The sequence below is a fragment of the Candidatus Steffania adelgidicola genome (genome assembly GCF_020541225.1).
Classification (GTDB): Bacteria; Pseudomonadota; Gammaproteobacteria; order Enterobacterales; family Enterobacteriaceae; genus Steffania; species Steffania adelgidicola.
This window is the reverse complement of sequence record NZ_CP045889.1, coordinates 932,026-954,798: the sequence shown is the minus strand read 5'-3', so window position 1 is coordinate 954,798 and position 22,773 is coordinate 932,026. Positions and strand designations below refer to the sequence as shown.

Annotated in this window: 11 protein-coding genes and 1 pseudogene; 11 read left to right on the top strand and 1 reads right to left on the bottom strand. The window is 36.1% G+C overall.

What is annotated here, in order from left to right; all coding sequences use genetic code 11:
• Positions 1-1,449 precede the first annotated feature (1,449 nt).
• The 5 genes and pseudogenes from ispG to der form a co-directional block, all read left to right on the top strand.
• A pseudogene (ispG, locus tag GFK82_RS02700) lies at positions 1,450-2,565 on the top strand (flavodoxin-dependent (E)-4-hydroxy-3-methylbut-2-enyl-diphosphate synthase); the annotation flags it as partial.
• A 13-nt stretch (positions 2,566-2,578) separates the two neighbouring features.
• On the top strand, positions 2,579-3,856 hold the full coding sequence (hisS, locus tag GFK82_RS02695) for a histidine--tRNA ligase (protein ID WP_226810399.1): 1,278 nt from the start codon (positions 2,579-2,581) through the stop codon (positions 3,854-3,856).
• Between the two features lie 13 nt (positions 3,857-3,869).
• Positions 3,870-4,436, top strand: coding sequence for a YfgM family protein (locus GFK82_RS02690; protein WP_226810398.1), 567 nt, complete (start codon positions 3,870-3,872; stop codon positions 4,434-4,436).
• Positions 4,437-4,446: 10 nt separating this feature from the next.
• On the top strand, positions 4,447-5,631 hold the full coding sequence (bamB, locus tag GFK82_RS02685; RefSeq protein WP_226810397.1) for an outer membrane protein assembly factor BamB: 1,185 nt from the start codon (positions 4,447-4,449) through the stop codon (positions 5,629-5,631).
• A 146-nt stretch (positions 5,632-5,777) separates the two neighbouring features.
• Entirely contained in the window at positions 5,778-7,253 is a 1,476-nt protein-coding gene (gene der / locus GFK82_RS02680) for a ribosome biogenesis GTPase Der (RefSeq protein WP_226810396.1), read from the top strand.
• A 1,616-nt stretch (positions 7,254-8,869) separates the two neighbouring features.
• Here the strand turns inward: der and GFK82_RS02675 are convergent.
• Positions 8,870-9,454: a metal-dependent hydrolase gene (locus tag GFK82_RS02675; protein ID WP_226811286.1), complete on the bottom strand. Its 585-nt coding sequence runs from the start codon at positions 9,452-9,454 to the stop codon at positions 8,870-8,872.
• A 2,044-nt stretch (positions 9,455-11,498) separates the two neighbouring features.
• On the opposite strand from GFK82_RS02675, the gene fpr reads away from it, so the two are divergent.
• From fpr to ppa, 6 genes are all read left to right on the top strand, one after another.
• On the top strand, positions 11,499-12,245 hold the full coding sequence (fpr, locus tag GFK82_RS02670; RefSeq protein WP_226810395.1) for a ferredoxin--NADP(+) reductase: 747 nt from the start codon (positions 11,499-11,501) through the stop codon (positions 12,243-12,245).
• 2,023 nt (positions 12,246-14,268) lie between these two features.
• Complete coding sequence (locus GFK82_RS02665) at positions 14,269-14,967, top strand: YggS family pyridoxal phosphate-dependent enzyme (RefSeq protein ID WP_226811285.1); 699 nt, start codon at positions 14,269-14,271, stop codon at positions 14,965-14,967.
• A gap of 280 nt (positions 14,968-15,247) precedes the next feature.
• Positions 15,248-15,796 (top strand): YggT family protein, encoded by a 549-nt coding sequence (locus GFK82_RS02660; protein ID WP_226810394.1) that lies wholly within the window; start codon positions 15,248-15,250, stop codon positions 15,794-15,796.
• A gap of 1,226 nt (positions 15,797-17,022) precedes the next feature.
• Entirely contained in the window at positions 17,023-18,123 is a 1,101-nt protein-coding gene (lptF, locus tag GFK82_RS02655) for an LPS export ABC transporter permease LptF (RefSeq protein WP_226810393.1), read from the top strand.
• A complete protein-coding gene (gene lptG, locus GFK82_RS02650) occupies positions 18,123-19,196 on the top strand; it encodes an LPS export ABC transporter permease LptG (RefSeq protein WP_226810392.1) in 1,074 nt (357 codons plus the stop codon). The genes lptF and lptG overlap by 1 nt, the downstream gene beginning before the upstream one ends.
• A 2,707-nt stretch (positions 19,197-21,903) precedes the next feature.
• A complete protein-coding gene (gene ppa / locus GFK82_RS02645; RefSeq protein WP_226810391.1) occupies positions 21,904-22,455 on the top strand; it encodes an inorganic diphosphatase in 552 nt (183 codons plus the stop codon).
• Positions 22,456-22,773 lie beyond the last annotated feature (318 nt).

Genomic DNA, 22,773 nt, shown 5'->3' with positions numbered 1-22,773 from the left:
ATACTGGTTACTATACTACAAGGTATGAAACTTGCTTGGCAAGCATGTCATTAATTTTTATTTAAAATTAGATACTGAGAATAAGAAACGTCGGTATGCTTTAGCTAGAGTATAAATGAATGGCATATACCAAAAGGGTTTAAAACGAGTAGATCGTTTTGGATTTTTTAAGCAAGTTGTATGGACTTTTCCTCTGAAAAAGAGGAGCAATAGGATGAGAGACAATCACCCCATCCTGATGACAGGTGTTGTGCTGATTTTTCAAAGGAAATATTATTTTAGGATAAAAATGCTATTAGTCTTTTTTAGGATAGGAGCATATTCGTTATTTAGATAAATACACGACGATATTAGTTGTTATGGTTTAATCTTAGCTATTATATAGCTTTGAACTAAGCATTTTCTCAGATTGTATTTTTACAATAAAGCATGTTATGCGCCTCATACAAGGCATATTATATTCCGTGCCTAGTCATGGATAATAGATATTTGCGGAGGATTTGTTTTGCTTATTTTGGTTGCTAACCCCTAGACCAGATTTCATACACGGTGAGTGTATGCACACAGTAATCTACGAAAAGATATTGATGGTAATGTAGAAATTCTCTGCTTTTTCTTTAGGAAAAAGTTAAAAGCATTCCATCGGTAAGCCATACCAGCATGTTTTACCAGGTATCCCAAAACTTTATGATTATAGATTTGTTTTGCTATGTTTAAACAAACGACTCAACTACTGTCACAGATGATTTCGCATAGATTTTATAAAGTTTTCCACTAGTGCCATAAATATTCTATCTGTTAAACACTGTGTTCTTCTACGAGCAAGTGCTAATGAGTCTGGACGGCGAATTTTTCAACCTTTTAAAATATTAAGTGAGTTAGCGTGGCTATAGTAGAGCAACGCCGTCTAAGGATCTCAATCCTACTTGAGAGTGAATAGGATCTTCCTGGATCTCAATTTTTGCCTTGATTTTTCTGTAGGGCGTATAATACCTCCTATAAAAGACTCGTGCATATTGCTGCAGAAGCAGTAATGGCGATGATGCTTAAGTAAGCTCTGATCAAATCTTGAAAAGATTTGTTGATATAGAGTGTGTTACTTAGAGAAAGTTGAAAGAAATGCGATAGATTGTCAATAGAATTAACCTGGGTAATACTATTAGTAATTATGGACCTAATAAGCCAAAGGCAGTTGCGTAACCACTCTGTCTCTGGACAAAATAACACAAAATTAAACTAGTTAATCGCTTTCCGCGATTTCTGGCCAGAGGAATTCTCGAGGTTAAGGGTAAGAAATCGTTTAGCAGCATCTAGCATGTCGGTATAGTATCCTATATCTCATCGGAAGATGCTGTATGAATGAAAAATCGGTGCCTTTGTTGTCGTGTAGGCTTACTATAACAGCAGATCAAATGAGTAAATGCAGTTTGTAAGGTTGGAGAAAGATTAATGCATAATTTCGCACAGATAACCCGTCGAAAATCAAAACGTATTTATATCGGTAAGGTTCCAGTAGGTGATGGTGCCCCAATCGCAGTGCAGTCAATGACTAATACTTGTACAACAGATGTCGCGGCGACAGTGCAGCAGATTAAGGAGCTGGAGCGTGTGGGTGTTGATATTGTTCGCGTGTCTGTGCCCACGATAGATTCTGCTGAAGCTTTTAAATTTATAAAACAACAAGTTTCGGTTCCACTGGTCGCAGATATTCATTTTGACTATCGCATTGCCCTTAAAGTTGCTGAATATGGTGTTGATTGTCTTCGGATAAATCCCGGTAATATCGGGAATAAAGGGCGTATTCGTTCAGTGGTCGATTGTGCTCGCGATAGAAACATCCCGATTCGTATTGGCATAAATGCTGGATCTCTTGAGCGCGATCTGCAGGAGAAATATGGTGAACCAACACCGGAAGCGCTGCTGGAATCTGCTATGCGTCATGTAGATATCTTGGAAAAGCTCAATTTCGAGGGGTTTAAGGTAAGTGTGAAAGCCTCTGATGTCTTCTTAGCGGTACAATCCTACCGATTGTTAGCGTCGCGAATAGATCAACCCTTACATCTAGGGATTACTGAGGCTGGCGGAGCCCGTAGCGGAGCGGTAAAATCAGCTATCGGAATCGGTTTGTTATTAACCGAGGGTATCGGTGATACACTACGTGTTTCTTTGGCGGCGAATCCGGTAGAGGAAGTAAAGGTTGGTTTCGATATTTTAAAGTCGCTGCATATTCGTGCGCGTGGTATTAATTTCATTGCTTGTCCAACATGTTCGCGTCAGGAGTTTGATGTTATTGGCACCGTCAACTCCCTTGAGAAACGTTTAGAAGATATGCTCACTCCGATGGATGTATCGATTATCGGTTGTGTTGTTAACGGGCCCGGAGAAGCGTTGGTTTCCACATTAGGGGTGACCGGTGCTCATAATAAAAGCGGTTTTTACGAAGACGGTGTTCGCCAACGCACACGTGTTGATAACGCACTAATAATCGATCAATTAGAGAGTCGTATTCGTGCGAAAGCAGCGATGCTAGAAGCCAAGAATCGTATTGCGGTCAATTTAATACAGGTAGAGATTCGACATGGCAAAGAACATCCAGGCGATTCGCGGCATGAACGACTATTTGCCGGAAGAGACAGCATTCTGGCAGTGCGTTGAAGAAACTCTAAAAAATGTGCTAAGCAGCTACGGTTACCGTGAAATCCGATTTCCAATCGTTGAACAGACCTCATTATTTGAGCGGGCTATGGGTGAAGTTACTGATGTAATAGAAAAAGAGATGTATAGATTCGCAGATCGCAATGGTAATAGCATTACTTTGCGGCCAGAAGGTACCGCTGGCTGCGTACGTGCCGGTATTCAACATGGTCTTCTGTATAATCAGGAGCAGAGGTTGTGGTATATAGGGCCTATGTTTCGCTATGAGCGACCGCAGAAAGGTCGCTACCGTCAGTTCCAACAGATGGGTGCTGAGATTTTTGGTCAGAAGGGACCAGACGTCGATGCTGAACTTATTCTTCTCACTGCCCGATGGTGGCGAGTGCTGGGTATTAGCGAATATATGTCGCTTGAACTAAATTCTATCGGTTCACTAGCGGCACGTACTTGCTATCGTAAGGCGCTTGTGGCTTTTCTTATCCGTCACAAAGATCACCTAGATGAAGATTGCCGTCGTCGCATGCATGTTAATCCAATGCGAGTACTAGATACTAAAAATTGTGATGTCCAAGCCTTGCTTAAAGATGCACCAATTCTAATGGATTATCTTGACGATAATGCTCGCACCCACTTTTCTGGTTTGTGTGAACTTTTGGATTTATCTGGTATCTCATATACGGTGAATCCGCATTTGGTGCGAGGCCTAGATTATTATAATCAGACGGTTTTCGAATGGGTAAGCAGCCATTTAGGTTCTCAGTGTACAATTTGTGGCGGCGGCCGCTATGATAGCCTAGTCGAACACCTAGGCGGACAGGCTACCCCAGCTATTGGGTGTGCTATAGGATTTGAGCGGCTAGTCCTTCAGGTCAAGGCGGTTAACCCGGATTTCGCTACTGCGCAACGAGTAGATGCTTATCTAGTAGCGGTAGGGGATCAGAGCGTACAGCGCATGGCGATACGGTTAGCGGAGAAGCTTCGCGATACCTTACCGGCCTTACGGTTGATGACTAATCACGGTGGGGGCAGTTTTAAAAAGCAGTTTAGTCGCGCCGATAAGCAAAGTGCTCGCTTTGCATTGGTGCTCGGAGAAAGAGAAGTGGCGTTACAGCAGATTGTACTCAAGAATTTGGTAACGGGTACACAGGAAACAATACCGCAGAGTCAGATAACTGCACGACTAGCCTCAATTTTGTGTTAAGGAGAGGAACATCGTGGCACTGTATACTATGGGTAATAAACCGCGCGCTGCATCTCGCTATTTCTTCACTGATAAAGCGCAGGCTTTAGCGATAAGCGTTGTGATAGGGATTTTCACTTTAATAGGGTTTTCTTATTGGGATTATAACCACCATAAAGACGGTATTATAGCAGTATCCAGCGTCTGGAAAGTGGTGACTGCTAACCAGAAAGAAAATAATAACATGGGTGCTTTCAGCTCTTTGGAGCTCGCTCGACAACATGTCGAACGTGGCGAGTTTTCGACTGTGGAAATGCATTTAAAGAAAGCGCTTTCTCAAACCCGAGAGTCTAATCTTCAAGCAGTCATTAGACTGCGTTTAGCTCGCGTACAGATGCAACAGAAAAATATAGAGGGTGCACTAAATACGTTGGATGGCGTCAAGGGACAAGGATGGGCGGCTCTAGCAGAGGATATTCGGGGTGATGCTAAGCTGATAAAGGGAGATAATCAGGCCGCACGGCTCGCCTACGAACAAGCACTACAGTCCGCAGCTTTGCAATCACTAGTCCGTATGAAATTGAATAATCTATCCAGCTGAGAGGGACGCTATGCAATTGCGCAATACTATGTTGATAGGATTATTAGCACTTACTGCGCTCAGCGGGTGTGCGTGGTTTAGTGGTAAAGAAGACGTTATAACTATGTCGCCGTTACCAAAAGTAGAGAATCAATTTCAACCAACGATGCTATGGAAGCACTTAGTTAGCAGTGGTGGCTTAAGCCATGTTCATTCAAAACTGTCTCCGGCTAGCCAGGCTAGTCGAGTATTTGTAGCTGATCCCTATGGCATGATTATGGCGTTGGATACGGAGAGTGGTAAAGAAATTTGGTCGAAAAATCTTGCTATTCGTACTAAATTTTTTTCGTATACTCACTCAGCACAGCTCTCCGGGGGGGTAACGGTAGCGGGAAAACGAATTTATATAGGAAGCGAGCTAGCTAAAGTTTATGCGATTGATAGTCAAAACGGCAAGCTCGTTTGGGAAAGGATGGTGGCTGGCGAAGCCCTCTCTATGCCAGTAGTAAGTGATGGTGTTGTATTGGTGCATACCAGCAACGGTATGCTACAGGCACTTAATAAATCTGATGGTGCAGTAAAATGGACCGCTGTTCTCAGTGAACCTGTATTAACACTACGCGGTGAATCCGCTCCGACTACAGCCTTTGGCGCCGCCATTGTAGGCGATGATAATGGTCAGGTTAACGCAGTTATGATTAGTCAAGGGAAGATGATTTGGCAGCAGCGAATTTCGAAGGTGAGTGGTCCCACGGAGATGACCCGAATTCATGATGTGCAAAGTACACCGGTAGTTGTCAACAACGTTGTTTATGCCCAAGCCTATAACGGTAATATAGCAGCTTTAGATCTACAAAGTGGGCGGGTGAAATGGTTGCGGGAAATTGGTTCTTCTAGTAATTTTCTGGTTAACAAGGAGCGTATTTATCTGCTGGATCAGAATGATTGCTTAATGGCGCTAAATACCCAAGACGGTATGACCCTTTGGTCACAGAGTGAACTGAAGTATCGTAATCTAACCTCTCCGGTCTTATATAAAAACTATATCGTTACTGGTGACTCAGAAGGGTATTTGCATTGGATCGATACCAATAACGGTCAGTTTGTAGCGCAACAAAAAGTAGATAGTGCTGGTTTTCTGGTGGCTCCGATTATTGCCGGTGATAAACTTATCGTGCAGGCTAAAAATGGTGAGGTATACGCTATTATTTGTTAAGGGGAAGGGTGATGCTATCACCCGGGATTTTGTGGTTTAACACGCATTCCCCTAGAGTGAATTCTGAATTCATCGGGTGCCGTTTGATCTAATATTATTCGACCTACTAATATATTCCCTATTTTTTATCGGATGAGGTTTTAATAATGATACCTGTCATCGCGCTGGTCGGGCGCCCGAATGTAGGAAAATCCACGCTTTTTAATCAACTGACATGCACTCGTGATGCACTTGTTTCTGATTTTTTTGGGCTAACGCGTGACCGCAAGTATGGTCGTGGTCAATGGAAAAATAATAATTTTATAGTTCTCGATACTAGTGGTATCGATAGCACTGAAGGAGGAGTCGAGACTCGCATGCTCTGGCAATCCTTAAAGGCGATAGAAGAAGCCGATATCGTTTTCTTTATAGTAGATGCTCGCTCTGGATTGATGGCGGCTGATCAAGATATTGCCCAGCATCTGCGAATACGCCAGAAAACGACAGTGGTTATTGCCAATAAAATCGACGGGGTGAATGTTAATAATGTACTGAGTGAATTTTATTCCTTGGGCATGGGAGATGTTTTTCCTATCTCTGCATCCCATGGTCATGCTATTGATTCTCTTCTTGAGAGGTTTCTGCCTTCCCTAATGAGAGAAGATGATCTAGATGCAGGTTCCTCACTCTCTTTAGCAGATAATAAAATCATAATGGGGGTGCAGAAAGATGAAAAAACACTTTTAAACCCCAAATTATTACCAATTAAGCTTGCTATTGTCGGGCGTCCTAACGTTGGAAAATCTACACTCACTAACTATCTTCTCGGTGAAGAACGCGTTCTGGTTTACGATATGCCTGGTACAACCCGTGATAGTATTTATATTCCCATGATGCATGATGAACAGCAGTATATTTTAATCGATACAGCCGGTGTACGAAAAAGTAGTAAAGTAATAAAAAAAGTGGAGGAATTTTCTATTGTTAAAACGCTTCAGGCTATTCAAGATGCTAATGTTGTACTCCTGATCGTAGATGCGCGGGAAGGAATTTCTGATCAAGATTTATCATTGCTGAGTTTTATTATTCATAGTGGGCGTTCGCTAGTGATTGGGGTTAATAAATGGGATAGATTGTCTTGTGACAAGTGTGAAGAAGTGCGAAAATCACTCAAACGTCGTATAGATTTTGTCAATTTTGCCAGAGTGCATTTTATTTCAGCCTTATACGGCGATGGAGTGGGAAAACTGTTTCATTCCGTGAATGAAGCTTACCAGTGTGCTACAAAACGGGTGAGTACAGCGCTGCTAACGCGAATCATGCGGATAGCGATAAATGAACATCAACCGCCGATGCTATGTGGTCGGCGAATAAAACCAAAATATGCTCATGCTGGGGGCTATAATCCGCCTATTGTCGTCATTCATGGCACGCAGGTACAAAGTTTGCCGGATGCCTATAAGCGGTATTTAAAAAATTATTTCTGCAATACATTGAAGATAATAGGTACGCCAATTCGAATTCAGTTTAAGAATGCCTTCAACCCATTTTCTTCCCGGCATAATGTCCTGACACCAACGCAGCTACGTAAACGCAAGCGTTTGATAAGTCATTTTAAAAAAAATAAATCAGCGAGAGGGTAGGGAAAGAGAAAAAAAACAATATAGTTAAGTAAAATCATCTGTGTCTCAAGAAACCTCTGCTTGTTTATACTCATACATCCTTAGCGTTTATATTGACGTTGCTTAGTTTCTTTTCATCACAAAAAACCTTATAACTTCATTAAGACATTTATAATTGGAAGTGAACTTATCGCTTATAGCAAAGCGATTACCTAATAAAATACTTGAGTGATATACATTCGCATCATGATGTGCTAAATACTAGATAATAAGAATCGTGTATCTTACTGGCAATAAATAATGATTATTTAATTAGTGGTAATTGATAGCCGGAAATAGCCTAAAATAATAACCTGTATTGTATAGATCTAGGTATGATTCAAGAATAAATAAATTGCAGAGAAAAGTAAAAAAAACATCATTATGTTAACAATGAGATTCTTTTTACTTGGTAATAATATACTTTAAATTAAGTTAGTTATCCGCTTACGTACTGTTGATTACAGTAAGATACTGAATCCACAATACGATAACTGTACAACAGTTTAATGTTGTATCTCTATAGTAAGATAAGGAGTAAACTCAAGATCAGAGTGTGACTTTTGGTTAATCTAAAACAATCCTCAGATTGATGAATCGTTATAAGAATTCAAAACAATTAGCGTATATATAAATAAAAATATTTGTTTATATTCCTTATCCTTTTAGGATAAGAACATCATCTACCAAGATAATACTTGGTATTAGTGTTTAAAATTTTTTTCTTTTTGATACTTTTCTAGTTGATTTATATCAATCTATGATTGGCGTCGATACGGAGTGAAGATGACAAAAAAGTTTCACTGTTTATCTTGTGATAATAGTGTCATATTCAGTTAAAAGCAAATGAATGAAAATTCTACATACACCTTTAATAGGTGTTGGGATAAATTGTACGAGTTGATATTGTTGTGTTTATTACCATAATATAAGTATGATTGCCATCATAGATATGCAGTTAATTGTTTATATATAGGGTTTGATATACAAAGTTGTTTGATCCCGTAATCGTATCAAAAAGAGAGGATGTGTTAAAACGATTTTCTCAACGTAAGATATTGTATACCCTGAATAAGGGTAGATTATTGATTTATGGAAATCGGAGTATGTGATACAACCTCGACGTTTTCACAATTATTTATTGATTCAATGAGTGTTAAGAACTGCAAGGTTATTTACGAAGTGAAACCTTGATGGTTAAAAACCATGCCTCATGATAAGCATAATTTTATGATTAACTATAAAACAACTAAAATAGGTTTCAATTTTTAGGGAAAATATATATCTATGGAATTTTATGCATAAAGGTTAAATATAAAAACATTAAGTTTTAATAATGCCATGTAATTTTAGTTAAATATTTTAATGATTTTTAGTTGTGAAATAATATAGATGTGTTAATGAGTGATTTTCCTTTTTCTAAGATTTTAAATAGTCCATTTCAAGGACCTTAGTATTTTTTTCTCTTTTTAATAAAGAGACTCTGCTATATGTGAAGAAGTGGGAAATATGAGTGCCGTTCTCGCTTGGAGAAAAAAAGCTTCTGGATCGTGATGAAGAAGATCGTTTCTGTTAGAGATATCCCAACTTGATATTCTTTAAGGTGGTTGCAATAAGCTATGGCGGATCTTTTTCCAAAATACATGAATAGTATCAGGGATACTCAGATGCTGTGTAATTGGTGTACCAGTCTGATGCTGCAAGGCAAAAATTAGGAGTATAATACACAGAAGACGTTGAACGTGATTGCCTTTCTTGGGATGTAAAATAGGTATACAAAATCGCCATCTGCAGGGCCATAGTAGAGGTACTCCAGCTGGAGTTAACATATCTGCTATGATATGACTTAAATAACCAATAATTATACCATGCCATGCATCCAGAGGGATCAGGTTTTTCGAAGAAGGTACTCCTAAGATAAAGAGCGCAATTCCGGTGATGATTGCTAGTAGGCTATGGGTAAATCCTCGGTGGCCGAAGACCCTGGAAATAGGAATAGAAAGCCAAGTTAATCGCTGTCCCAGTATTGACTTAGGGTGGTCTATATCTGGGAGTATGCCAGCAAGTAGTCCTCCAGCAATAATATGCCACCAGTCCCCCTGTGCAAGAGTAGATGTGATCGATGTTTTTTTAGCTAAGATAGTGCTAGCTAAGGCAAAGATAAAATGGCCTTCAGCTGTCATATTGGTATTAGTAAAAGACTTTGTCATACTCCGAGTATAAAGTAAGAGTCTGTTATCGGGAAGAGATAACTTTGTAACTTTTTCTGCCTGAGAGCAGGTGAGTCATGCACCTCTCTACTAACTGACTCACGATAAAAACATAAAAAATTAAATCTCTAAAGAGATGTGGTTTTTGTTTAAACCATGTACCTATTTAACCTTTGATTATTATATTGATTTTTATCAATCACTTTTTATGATAGAAATATGCTTTTTCATGGGTTCTGGTCTCGAATAGGATGTCATACGCGTTTACTTTAATAGCCAAGGAACGAAAATTTTACAAATCAGAATCAACATTCAGACAAGTAATATTTTTATCTATCCTGGCCCAGGCTATAGTATTAATAAGGAGGGGGGTATAAATGGTAAAACTATAACAGTACGGCATATCATAGCGAAGTGTGTTGTTTGAAAATATGATTCAAGACCCCGTCTTGATGACGCACAGGTGAATTGTGCGTATGTTCTTGAGCTTTATCTGTATCTTTTTGATATTGGAATCGTTGTTCGTGGTGTACAAACAGAATAAAGCATGTGTAGCAGATGAAGAAAACATTAAAAATGTTATCAATGTTTAAGGTAATATGAAAGTAAGATCACATCTTCTTTTCCGAAGAAAATTCAATTCCATATTGAATATTAGTTTTACCGCAGATCTTCTGCACTTAATATACAGTATTGGCCGGGCTTAAATCTGTATTTAAAGATGGGATATTAAAAAATATTAATGGATAAATTATGTAGTAAAGTTTACTAGATTTATTTAGCAAAACTTGTGTTTATTTTATAGGTTCGTGAAGTGAAACGCTATTTCAGTTTATGAAATTTTCTCTGTGGTAAAGTCTGCATCAGTAAAAACAAACAGTTCACTCCAACTGGAAGTGAATAATTAATGTGTGTTTCACTTTTTTCACAAACGCATATTTTAATATTGCGATCTGATTTTTTGTCTCGAAATAAACAAGCTATCTTAATACTATATACTAACCAGTAGAGAAGTCTTATATCAGAAAAAGACTTCTGATTTATCTATATTTTTCGCGGATTAATTTAATGATTTTATAAAACCCTACTGAATAATACCATGAAACTGATATGTCGAGATTTTTATAAAATATTAAATAATCTTTATGCCATGATTTAGAATCATGGCATAAAGATTATTGCCTTATTTTAAAGGAGATTGATATTTATTTTTTATAAAAAAATAAAGTACTATATAAAACAATGGTTTTATAAAATTTTATCAACAAAATAGAGTATTGAAATAAAGAAAGAATGTTTTTGACTAGGAGATTTAATGTAAGGATTTTAACGAATCCGAAACATTTTTAAAATGTTAACACGATTGCAACCTAATATTTAGAAATTTAAAGGTTTGGTCTGACATTATTAGACATTTATTAGATATGGTATCTATTTATAATAAATGAATTCTGATAAGCAGAAAACATGTTTATATGTAGATTATAAAAGTCTCTATCTCTTCTTTTTAAGAAATCAATCCATTGTGATGTAGCATACTATTTACAGTGATGCGAAACTAGACGGCATTGAAATCTGCATTCTCTTAGAATAGGTAAATATATATTGCGCAGGATTCCAATCCTATCGAGAATAAGTGAAGAATCAAAAAGAGATATATATTATATGACGCAATTTGTTTTGAGTATGGAAAATAGAATAATAATCAAGTTTATTAAATATGAAATTATCCTTTTCAAAATTATATGTAATATACAAAGAGGTTCTTGATAATGATCTCATCATTAACCATAATTAAGATGGCATCAGTAAAAATTATATTTTTGTATGTAACCTTGTTTTATATGCCATAGTTGGATATGCGAAGGAACTTAAGTGATAATAGAAAATTTTAAGTGTTAATTGAGAGAAGGCACCGAATGTTGGTTTGTTCTGTATGACAACACTGCTAACGCAGCAAAAAAAAATCAACGTTGATAATCTTAGTTATTACCGGTATAATGAGGAATAAAATACTATGAATAAATGGATAACCGGCAATGTTGTACAGCTAAAATACTGGACGGATAGACTTTTTAGTTTGATTGTACATGCACCTATTTCCCCTTTTACCGCTGGACAATTCACTAAACTAGGATTAGACATTGACGGAAAAAAAGTTCAGCGTGCTTATTCCTACGTTAATCCTCCTTGCAACTATAACCTAGAGTTTTATCTTATCAGTGTGCCTAAAGGTACACTTAGCCCCGCGTTACAGGTTCTTCAGCCTGGAAATAGCTTGATGCTAACTAAGGAGTCGGCTGGTTTCTTTGTGCTAAATGAGATTCCACCTTGTGAAAATTTATGGATGCTAGCGACGGGTACTGCTATAGGTCCCTATTTATCCATTCTTGAACAAGGCGAAGGACTTGAACGGTTTAAACAAATTATTTTAGTTCACGCAGTGCGTTTTTCTCAAGATCTCAGTTACCTACCGAAGGTACTGGAACTGAAGCAGCGATATAACAATAAGCTCCGTGTTCAAACAGTAGTCAGCCGAGAGCGGATTCTTGGATCACTCACTGGCCGATTTCCCAAACTCATTGCCGATGGTTCGCTGGAGGAAGCGCTAGATCTGAGATTAAACGCCGAAAATAGCCATGTCATGCTGTGTGGAAATCCGCAGATGGTACGCAATACCCAGAAGTTCTTAATGGAGTCTCGGAGAATGCGAAAACATTTTAAGTATAAGCCAGGTCATATAACTAGTGAGCATTATTGGTAATGTTAATGCTATTCTGTGTTCTTAATCTGAGTTTAATAAAATATTTAAACGATTAGCGCGGTATCTTCTAAGGGGGGATGCTTGCCTATCGATCTAGATAGGCAAGATCAGTATCTGTCTTTAGTTTATTTTTATATCATCACATTCATAAATTAACCTTTTTAACATTAATAGAAGCTTGTAAAGATTTTATTAATAATTATAAACTATATTGTCATTGATTTTTTGATAAAATCCCGAATAATTATTACTGACTTGAAGTAAGTCATCTTTCATTTTTTATGTTTTCTTGTGTGACAAGATTATATAGATATTCATTATATTTTTTCTTTAATACTGATGGGGGAAATATATAATTCTAAAGTCAGAATATTAGTGTGGTAGTAGAATACCACTATTCTCTAGTAAAGAGCTTTTATTTTTAGCATGTTCTCTAAAATCTTGTTTGCAGCGTTCGGTATATCCTATATTTTTGATGAATTTAAAGGTATAAGATTTTTTCTATATCAGGTTTCACAAATAAACAGCGAAATTTATATTTCTGTTGTTTATTTTTAATTTTAAAAAAGATATCGGGTTTATCTGTTTTCTATCAGAGGAGGCCATATCTACTTAAAACTGTGCGAGGTATTTTGCCTTGATTATATTCAAGATTTTTTAAGAGAGATAGATACCTCTTAAGTTTTAATTAGGTCCAGATAACATTTTATAAAATATTATTTAGCATAAATAGGAGTGATGTAACACATATTATGTGGATATGTCCGGGTTATTATCTAAAATTCTTTATGCGGTGTATTTGTTTTTTATCCACTTTATGTTATTTAGCCGTTATATTTTAAAGCTTGATTTAACAACGATTCAGTTGTAATTGATTCTCGATGGGGAATTAATTACATAAAATATTTTTAGAAATTATTTATAGAAAGAATAATGTTTTTTTCTAAAAACACACGGGAGGTTGCTATTATAAATAGAAAATAACTGTGTTTATAAGCGATATTTAATATCGTGATAGTCTTTAAGACTATCACTTTTTCATGTATATTGGTTAATATAAAAGACATGATAACATCACTTAAACTGATGAACTGATCTAGTGACTAGACTAAAGTTAAGCTACTTCTGTAGAAGTTTTTTCTATAACAACCCTTGAGGAAAGAGACTCTACTTAAGGATCGTATCCTAATGCGGGCGGTATAAGTCAGCTATTCAATTAATATTGAATAATGCATTTCTTCTTTGTGATGATTTTTATTATCATATGATACTTAAACTAAGTATTATTATCGGTATTACAATGAAACATTGGTATCTACTGCATGGTAGGAAAATATATTTTTTAATAATGTTCTAATCTATACAAATAAAGGTGGGGAGATTCTGTTTTTTAATACGATTCATTAGTATATTCTTAATATAAGTTAGTAAAAGATATGAGATTCTAAGTTATGTTTGCATAAAGACCATGGTCATCAAATACTGAAAGTAAATAATTTTATAGATTTATGATGATTAGTTTCGTAAGCTTGGAGGATAAATAGGAAAAAAGATTACCAGAATTTTGTTAAGTATGAGATATTTTTATTATACTGAGTCTCGTATTGAAAATGTATAAGCAGTGACGTAATTAGTGTAATTCATACTCATTGTCATATGATGCATTGTATTCAGTAATTCATCATCGTTACTGGGGTTAACTTGAATACAGTTCTTTATTTATTAGAACTGATTCGAATTGAGCATCCCAAAGTGTACATATAAGAGAAAAACACAACGATTTTAATATATGATATAGAGATACTTTTAAAATTTATAGTGAAAGCAAGCTTGATTCGCTGCTAAACGATTCCTGATTGGAATCGTTTAGCAGCGAATCTCCACAACAACTAAGATCAATATCTTAAAGAGTTGCGGTAAATTATACGTTCGAATTATCAGAAATCGACTAGGATTAAGATGGAGATTATGTTTTATGTGATCGCTTATGCGATTATTCAATGTTATATGATGTTGTAAAATGATGAGTATAATCGAACAGAACCTACAATATGTTCTTTACCAAATCCGCTTAGCAGCGCACGATTGCGGTCGTGATCCACAGCAGATTAATTTGGTTGCTGTAAGTAAATCACAAACGATAGAAGCAATTGAATCAGCCATTGCTGCCGGCCAGCGGGCATTTGGGGAGAATTATGTAAAAGAAGGTGTGAAAAAAATAGTGTGGTTTCGTGAACGTCTACAAAGTGTCACTCTTATCTGGCACTTTATTGGTCCACTACAATCTAACAAAAGTGCTTTAGTCGCAGAGCATTTTGATTGGTGTCATACTCTAGATCGCCCAAAAATAGCCAGGAAACTCAACAATCAGCGTCCGGCAGGCCGGTTACCGCTTAACGTACTTATCCAAATCAATATTAGTTGTGAGTTAACTAAAACCGGTATTGCGTTTGACCAGATGTTAACTCTAGCATCGCTAATTTCAAGATGCCCGCGTTTGAAGCTCCGAGGTTTGATGGCTATTCCGGCTTTAGAAGAAGATTTCCAGCGAAAACTAGCGGTCTTCAAGCATATGTTTGAGCTTTACAAGACTTTACAACGTTTTCATTATGGTATTGACACACTTTCACTTGGAATGACGAACTGTATGTTGCCAGCTATCACTGCCGGCAGCACGTTAGTGCGCATTGGTACTGCGATTTTTGGCGGGAGAGTAACTTAAGAGCTCCTTCGTCCATCAATCTCGCTTAATGGGGTTATTGCTACTGTCGGTAGCGTATACTATTTGTTTTTTTGTTTATGGAATCCATGAAATCGCAGGCAAAGGCATTAGACGCTTGATAAAGCGCCTAATGCCTTTGCCTGATGCCGTATAAGAACCCGTGCCGTATATCACATATTCGGCAGAATGTGACAATTCAAAAGTTAAGAGTATGGAAAATATCCTTTATTATCTTTGTCACTGTTGCATTTGTCAATCTGAATAAGGAAACACATCTCTTATGCTGACGTTTTTGGTTAAGACATTAATAGATTTTTCTATTATGATGTTACTATTGCGTATTTGGATGCAGTGGACTCACTGTGATTTTTATAATCCATTTTCGCAATGCATTATTAAAATTACTCAGCCGGTTATTGGGATTTTACGCCAGATAATCCCCTCACGCGGAGCATTGGATACCGCTTCATTGTTATTAGTGTTTATTTTGGCAATGATTAAATTCCCGTTATTGACCGTGCTTGAGATGCGGGTTATATTTATCGATTCTTCTTATTTACTAATTGGCCTGCTAGCCATGATCAAAGCAATTGGTGAACTGATTTTTTGGGTGGTGATTATCCGTTCGTTGCTCAGTTGGGTTAGCCAGGGACATAGTCCAATTGATATGATATTTTATCAATTAAGCGAATCTTTAATGCATCCAATGCGCTGCATCTTTCCCCCCATGGGGGGAATTGACTTTTCAGCGATGATTGTGATTTTAATCCTTTATATTTTAAATTATCTTTCTATGGATTTATTCCCTGAGATTATGTCTCACCTCTGAGCGGTGTGTAGTATGGGGCGATATTTTTCATCGTAAATGCAGATATAGTACTATTTTAGCGAATATTGAACTTAAATTAAATTTATTTGATAATAGCGTAGTGTTATATACTATCAAACAATTTTATGAATTTTGATTCTAAAAATGGTTTTATAATTAAGATTTTTAATCTTAGAGCGTGAAGCAGAGTAATTTCGCTTTTTTATTGGGAATGTATTTTCCTTACAAGATGATGAGTGCAGGACAAATAAAGATTAGATACCAGAAGTTAGCATTAATTATCGAGTGGGGGTTGTTTTCATCTAGATAAGTTTTAGGGTTTAGTAGTCCGATATTTTTTGTTTTTTAGAGCACAACCGTTATTATTCCAATATATTCATTGCTAGTCTTACTGTCAGTAAGACACTTTCATGTAGTTCCTTAAAACATATGAGAACTACATCTGGGGCAAGATCGATCACGTGCGTCTTGACGTATAGTAAACTTTAAAGAAAATATTGCTCTCTTATAGAGAGCAATGGTGTTTTATTACCTGTGTAGTCTCGGATGATTTTGTAAATATTTACCTTTCAGCTTTCTGAAGAGCTAAGTAGATACTAGGATCTAAACTTGGGTAAAATACCCTAACCATGCCTCTTCATCACTCAAGCACTATGATTTTTCAAAAATGAATAATTAAGGGGGATCGGGTTAATATGTACCCCCCCCTATCACGTCGTTAAATCCATCAACACGGGGTCTATGGTAAAGTGTGTCTTTATTGCACCGAATCTCTTAATTGCTTCATGTCTTTAGTTAATTATCGAAGATTAACATACTAGAAAAAATTAATGCAAAATGAAGTGCTTGTTGTTTTATACAATATCATTTATTTAAGATATAACCTCGATCAGTAGCATGTTTTGGTGTGATTTTTTCAAAATATCTCACAATAATCATCAGAGTCATACTTATCGGTAGGATCGAGTTCTTGTACTAGAGCGCTTTATTTCCATGGGATATACCGGCTGGTATAGCGTTTTTATAATATCAATAAAGCTAGAATATTTTCGCATATTGCTTATAGATTTTACGTTAAGCGTCTGATAGCGAATTAGCATGATACTGCACTGAATCGTCTGCACTAAAACAAAAACAGATACTATCAATCTTACCCATCTTACATTTATCAAACATATGGGGTCAAGATATCTAAATAACGATCAGTTATTACAGGCAAAATAAGAGTGATAATCACTAAATATTTGATGCGGGAGACATTTAAAAGCCAATTCGCTATTCTGTTTATTCTGCTTTTGATTTTTTTCTGTCTAAAGTTAGTGCGGATTTTAGGGGCGGTGGTGGAAGGTAATGTTCCAATAAACTTGGTTCTATCTTTGCTCTGCTTAGGTATGCCCGAAATGATTCAATTAATTCTCCCTTTAAGTCTCTTTCTGGGATTATTAATGACTTTAAGTCGTATGTACGCTGAAAGCGAAATTACGGTTATGTACGCCTGTGGGTTAGGAAAAAGTATTGTAATTCGCGCTGCACTATTGCTTGGTCTTATTACTGTGGTATTCGCAGCAGTAAATCTCATATGGATTTCCCCTTGGTCATCGCGCCATCAGGATATGGTGATGTCAGAAGTCAAGGTCAATCCAAGTATGGCGGTGCTGATCGAGGGTCAGTTTAAATCAGCAGAAAATGGAAATTTAGTCTTATTCGTCGGTAATGTGAAAAATAAAAATCTTACACATATATTCCTAGCACAGATTAAGCCCAAGGGTGCACTCAACCCCTTCGTGGTGATAGCAGATCACGGGTATATAACTCAGCGGAAGGATGGTTCGCAACTAGTCATACTAGATAAAGGTACCCGGTATGAGTGGGCCTCGTTGCTGCATGACTTCCGCATTACTAATTTTACTAAATATCAGGCGGTTATAGGACATCGGCCGGTTGTACTAGACAAGAACGATGCTGAGCAAATGACATTTTATCAGCTTTTGTGGTCACAGGAACCTGCAGTATGTGCCGAATTGCACTGGCGGCTCACGCTAGTGGGATCTGTGCTAATTATGGCAATAATGGTGGTACCTTTATCTGTGGTTAATCCGAGGCAAGGTCGTATATTAAGTATGCTCCCCGCGATGTTGTTGTATCTGATTTTTTTTCTATTGCAAACTTGCTTGCGTTCTAATGGCGCTAAAGGAAAGCTCAACCCAATGCTCTGGATGTGGATAACTAATATTCTCTACCTAACGTTAGCATTAATACTGAATTTATGGGATACCGTACCGGTTAGAAGAGTTCGTGATCGGTTAAATATTCGAGGAGCTGCCTAATGTTTTCTGTATTAGATCGCTATATCGGTAAAACTATTTTTAGTTTTATTATGATGACTTTATTTATGCTAGTTTCGCTAGCGGGAATCATTAAGTTTATTGAGCAACTACGTAAAGTGGGGCAGGGAGGGTATTCAGCGATTGGTGCTGGTTTGTTTACTTTGCTGAGCATCCCTAAAGATATCGAAATTTTTTTTCCGATGGCAACACTGCTTGGAGCACTTCTCGGTCTTGGTTCGCTTGCGACTCATAGCGAACTGGTTGTGATGCAGGCATCGGGTTTTAGTCGTTTTCAGGTGGCTGGTTCCGTGATTAAAACTGCTATTCCGCTAGTCATCTGGACTATGGCCATTGCTGAATGGGTAGCGCCTGCTGGAGAGAAAATAGCCTATAAATATCGCACGCAAGCGATTTACGGGGGCGCTGTTCTTTCGACTCAAAATGGTGTGTGGGCCAAAGACGGTAATGATTTTGTGTTTATTGAACGGGTAGTGGGCAGTAATAAATTAGCTGGAATTAATATTTACCATTTTGATCAGACAGAACAGCCACGGCTACAGTTATTGCGTTATGCCACTACTGCAACCTTTAGTAACGGGAGTTGGAAATTCCAAAAAGTCGATGAATCGGATTTTACTAATAGTAAACAGGTTATCCATCAACAAACGCTCAATAGAGATTGGAAAACCAACCTAACGCCTGATAAGCTAGGGGTAATTGCACTGGAGCCCAATTCCTTATCCATTTCAGGGTTGTACAACTACATTCACTATCTTAAACAGTGTGGGCAGGAATCTAACCGTTATCAGCTAAACATGTGGAACAAGATTTTTTCGCCTTTCTCGGTGGCGGTGATGATGCTCATGGCATTATCCTTTATTTTTGGACCACTTCGTAACGTCCCTATGGGAGTACGGGTTATCACAGGGATAAGCTGGGGTTTTTTATTTTACCTATTAGATCAAATCTTCGGGCCATTGAGTCTAGTTTACAATATGCCGCCCGCATTTGCAGCATTATTACCAAGTATGGTATTTTTTATGATTAGTATCATTATGTTATTAAGACGCTAATCATTAGATGTAATAATTGATCTTCTTACTTGTTATTATAAATAATATTTTCAGTTCGAGATTAACAGTTTCTGATCGTTCTTAATCTTTGGGCTATCATTTAATGATCTGAACATATCTGGTTTCACTTTTTAAAAGTTGATATTTAATAAAAATATTTAGCGCTCTGATAATATCAGAATTGTGCTTAATGTTATCCGTAGATAAATATATGTATCAGAGATATATATAAAACAGTATATCATAACGATTCGTTTATATCAGTCGGTAAAGCACCCTTTTAATACATAAAAGAATATTTTATAAGTATAACGTGCCTTATTCAGGTTTTTATGTGTATATGGAAAATATGAGTCTATTGATGATCACAACTATTTTGTCATTGATACAGGGTAATAAAAGAAGAGATTAGGTTGATATGAAGAAATGATTATACCCCTCCCTAAAAACAAAGTTAGGAGTTAAGTAATCTTCGTTTAGAAGTGAAGTAAATTTCAGGAGAAAATTTTTTGAAGAGATGGGATAGATGAACTAAATCGATTTTTAAATGGCAGGTATAATAGGGAAAGTTTTTTAAATTTTTAACTGAGGATGAATATAATCCACGTATATTTTCTACAGAAAATAGAGAAAGAATCTTTTTTAATCTAAGAAATGGCTCTACTACAGGGGGGATGAAGTCAATAAGTGTCTGCTTAATCTTGGATCTTGCAATTTGTTTTACTTGGTCCTCCTGATTTTAAAAATGAATGGTATAGTTCTTCTGAAGAAAGTACTGTAGGTCAGAATTTTGTTTTTTAAGTGTTCTTTTCATCATATAAAGTTCATATTTTAGACGCTAGAATCAGGTATAGTAAAGAGTGGTATTGGTTAATAAAATGTTTTATTACCAATAAAAGATTGGTTGTATTTTTATGTGTAATCTGGGTTCTTCAGAAAGAATTTTATTTTTTTTTCTAAATATTAGGGTAGATATGTTTTATCTAATTTATATTTAATTTAGTAAAATACAACGGTAAAAAATATTTGTTATAAGAGACACACTCTATTTCAGAGTAGATGTTGGAATTAACATTCATTCGTTTAGCTGAAGAAAAACTAGAGTGTGGTTTTAGTAGAAAACCCAATTACGGAAGACTATAATCAAGTTTTTTAAACGAGAATATACTGAAAAAAACCGTTTTAACACTGTCTGTACGCTGTGTATAAAAATAAAAGTTCTTATTTAGTCAATTATAAAAAAAAAATTTAAGTAATATGTTTTATATTTAATAAAAAAATATCTTTGATTTTCAATCAATTACAGTAAAGAAAAAAAACAGAAACCCAGTGTATAATGGGAAGGGAAGAAGGAAGCCTGTGGATAACTCTGTTTAAAAGATTAAAAAGAATATACGTAATCTGATTCGCTAACTTTATGCACATATAAATAACTTTCAAGATACATTTCTTAGTTTCGGATAAAGTAGACTTTGTAATTACCCCCTGCACATACGTGTTCCGATAGTTTTTATTAATGAAGGTTAGACGTACTACGAGAGTGTGTAGATTAATAAGATTTCTATCGCTTACTGAGGTGGTTCTAATTATCACTCTATAATGGACTGATTAAGTAAATAATTTATTCTAGATTCCATGTCTCAAGTATTGACAAATGGAGAAAACATCATTATATAACTGCATTAATCGATACAGGTTTCTGTATATAACGCATCTTATATATTTTAAAAATATCATTTAAGATGATAAAAATAACTACTAAATCACAATAGTAAGCAATGAACAGGTGCTCTTTGACCATGTATAAGCAGTTGCTGCTAGTACATAAATGTGTATGAATATTTATATATATAAATTGACAGGAGCACTATCTTAGCTTGACAGATTCTGAAGCTATCAACAGAATTTTTTAATGCATCTATACTAGATGTATTCAAAAACACATTACAGCTATGCTGGCGGACAGGTATGAATTAAAATTTATTAATGTTCTTACTTCCACGATCAAAGGTTACCTTAATTAGTCCTAAAATTAATATTTCTTTATATTGTATAGAATATATATAGATGATGTTATCTAAATTTCTAAGGAACAAATTATAATCTCTTATAAAATTTTGAGGCATGGCACTTAGCCTTGATAATTGTTTGTTTAATGCGATTTTTCATAAAAAGCAAGTATTTATCAGATATAAGTCTTTTGTTTCAAAAGATTTAAAGCTGTTAGGTAATCCGGAAGATGATTGATCTTGCATTAGCAATAATACTGTAGACTTATTTGTGATAAATGATCAAATAGTTTTTTCTGTATTTAGTAGTTTAAAATAAGTCAAGTAAGGTAGCTATGATCGCTAGTATTCATTAACTAACTTAGTCGAAAGTATCTTGTCAGAAAAACATATATAAAATATTAACCTCGAAGAATTATAGTATTATTTCGCATTCTCAATTATATCCTAGTCTCTTCTTAATAATATTGAATATATTATACCTGATTGTCTATTCATGATCTGAATAAGAGATAATCGCGGCCGAGGTATTTTAAAATATATTTTAATGAAACTCGGCGTTCTGAAAACTAGAGTGTCTACATTCAGTTTGAATTATGAAAAATCATGCGTTCCTCCACATGTATATTAATGCCTAGAAAGGAAAAATCAGTTACACTAGGCAATGTTTTCATTATTGTAAAGCTTAAGGAAATAATATGAACTTAAATCAGTTGCCCGCAGGGAAAGAACTACCGGAAGATATTTATGTGATGATTGAAATTTCAGCTAATGCCGATCCTATTAAATACGAAGTTGATAAAAGAAGCGGCACCTTGTTCGTAGATCGTATCATGCCTACAGCGATGTTTTATCCTTGTAATTATGGGTATATTAACCAGACCCTTGCCTTGGATGGCGATCCTGTAGACGTGCTGGTGCCTACGCTATACCCATTACAACCGGGTTGCGTGGTACGCTGCCGTCCAGTAGGTATCTTAAAAATGACTGATGAATCCGGTGAAGATGCAAAGCTAATCGCAGTACCGCATACGAAGCTTTCAAAAGAATATAATCATATTAAAAATGTGCATGATCTACCATCGTTGCTACTGAAAAAAATCGCCCACTTCTTCGAGCATTATAAAGATCTAGAAGCAGAAAAATGGGTTAAGATCGATGGTTGGGATAACTCTGAAGCGGCTAAATCTGAAATTATCACATCTTATGAGCGTGCTAAAAAAAGTGAGAACAAAAAATCCGCTGGCTGAGCGGTGTTGTTATTCTTTTAACAGCATTAGAAAAATCATTAAAGATTAATATAACCAAGCGATTGAATTTTGTTTAGATCAATTTAGATTTAAAATAGGATTTTATATTGAAATATCTATCTTTTTTCTTTTCGAGTTTGCCTTTTTATCTGTCGGCAAGGTTTAAATTTAGCGAAAATTTATAGCATTTTCTTGCTGGAAAGCTCATGTATTTAACAAATATCACTTTAACGATATAGAAATCTTCTATAGATAGATATGGTGTGTATTTCTTATTAAGAATTCACCGTAATGTCTTAAATTGAAGAATGGAAATCA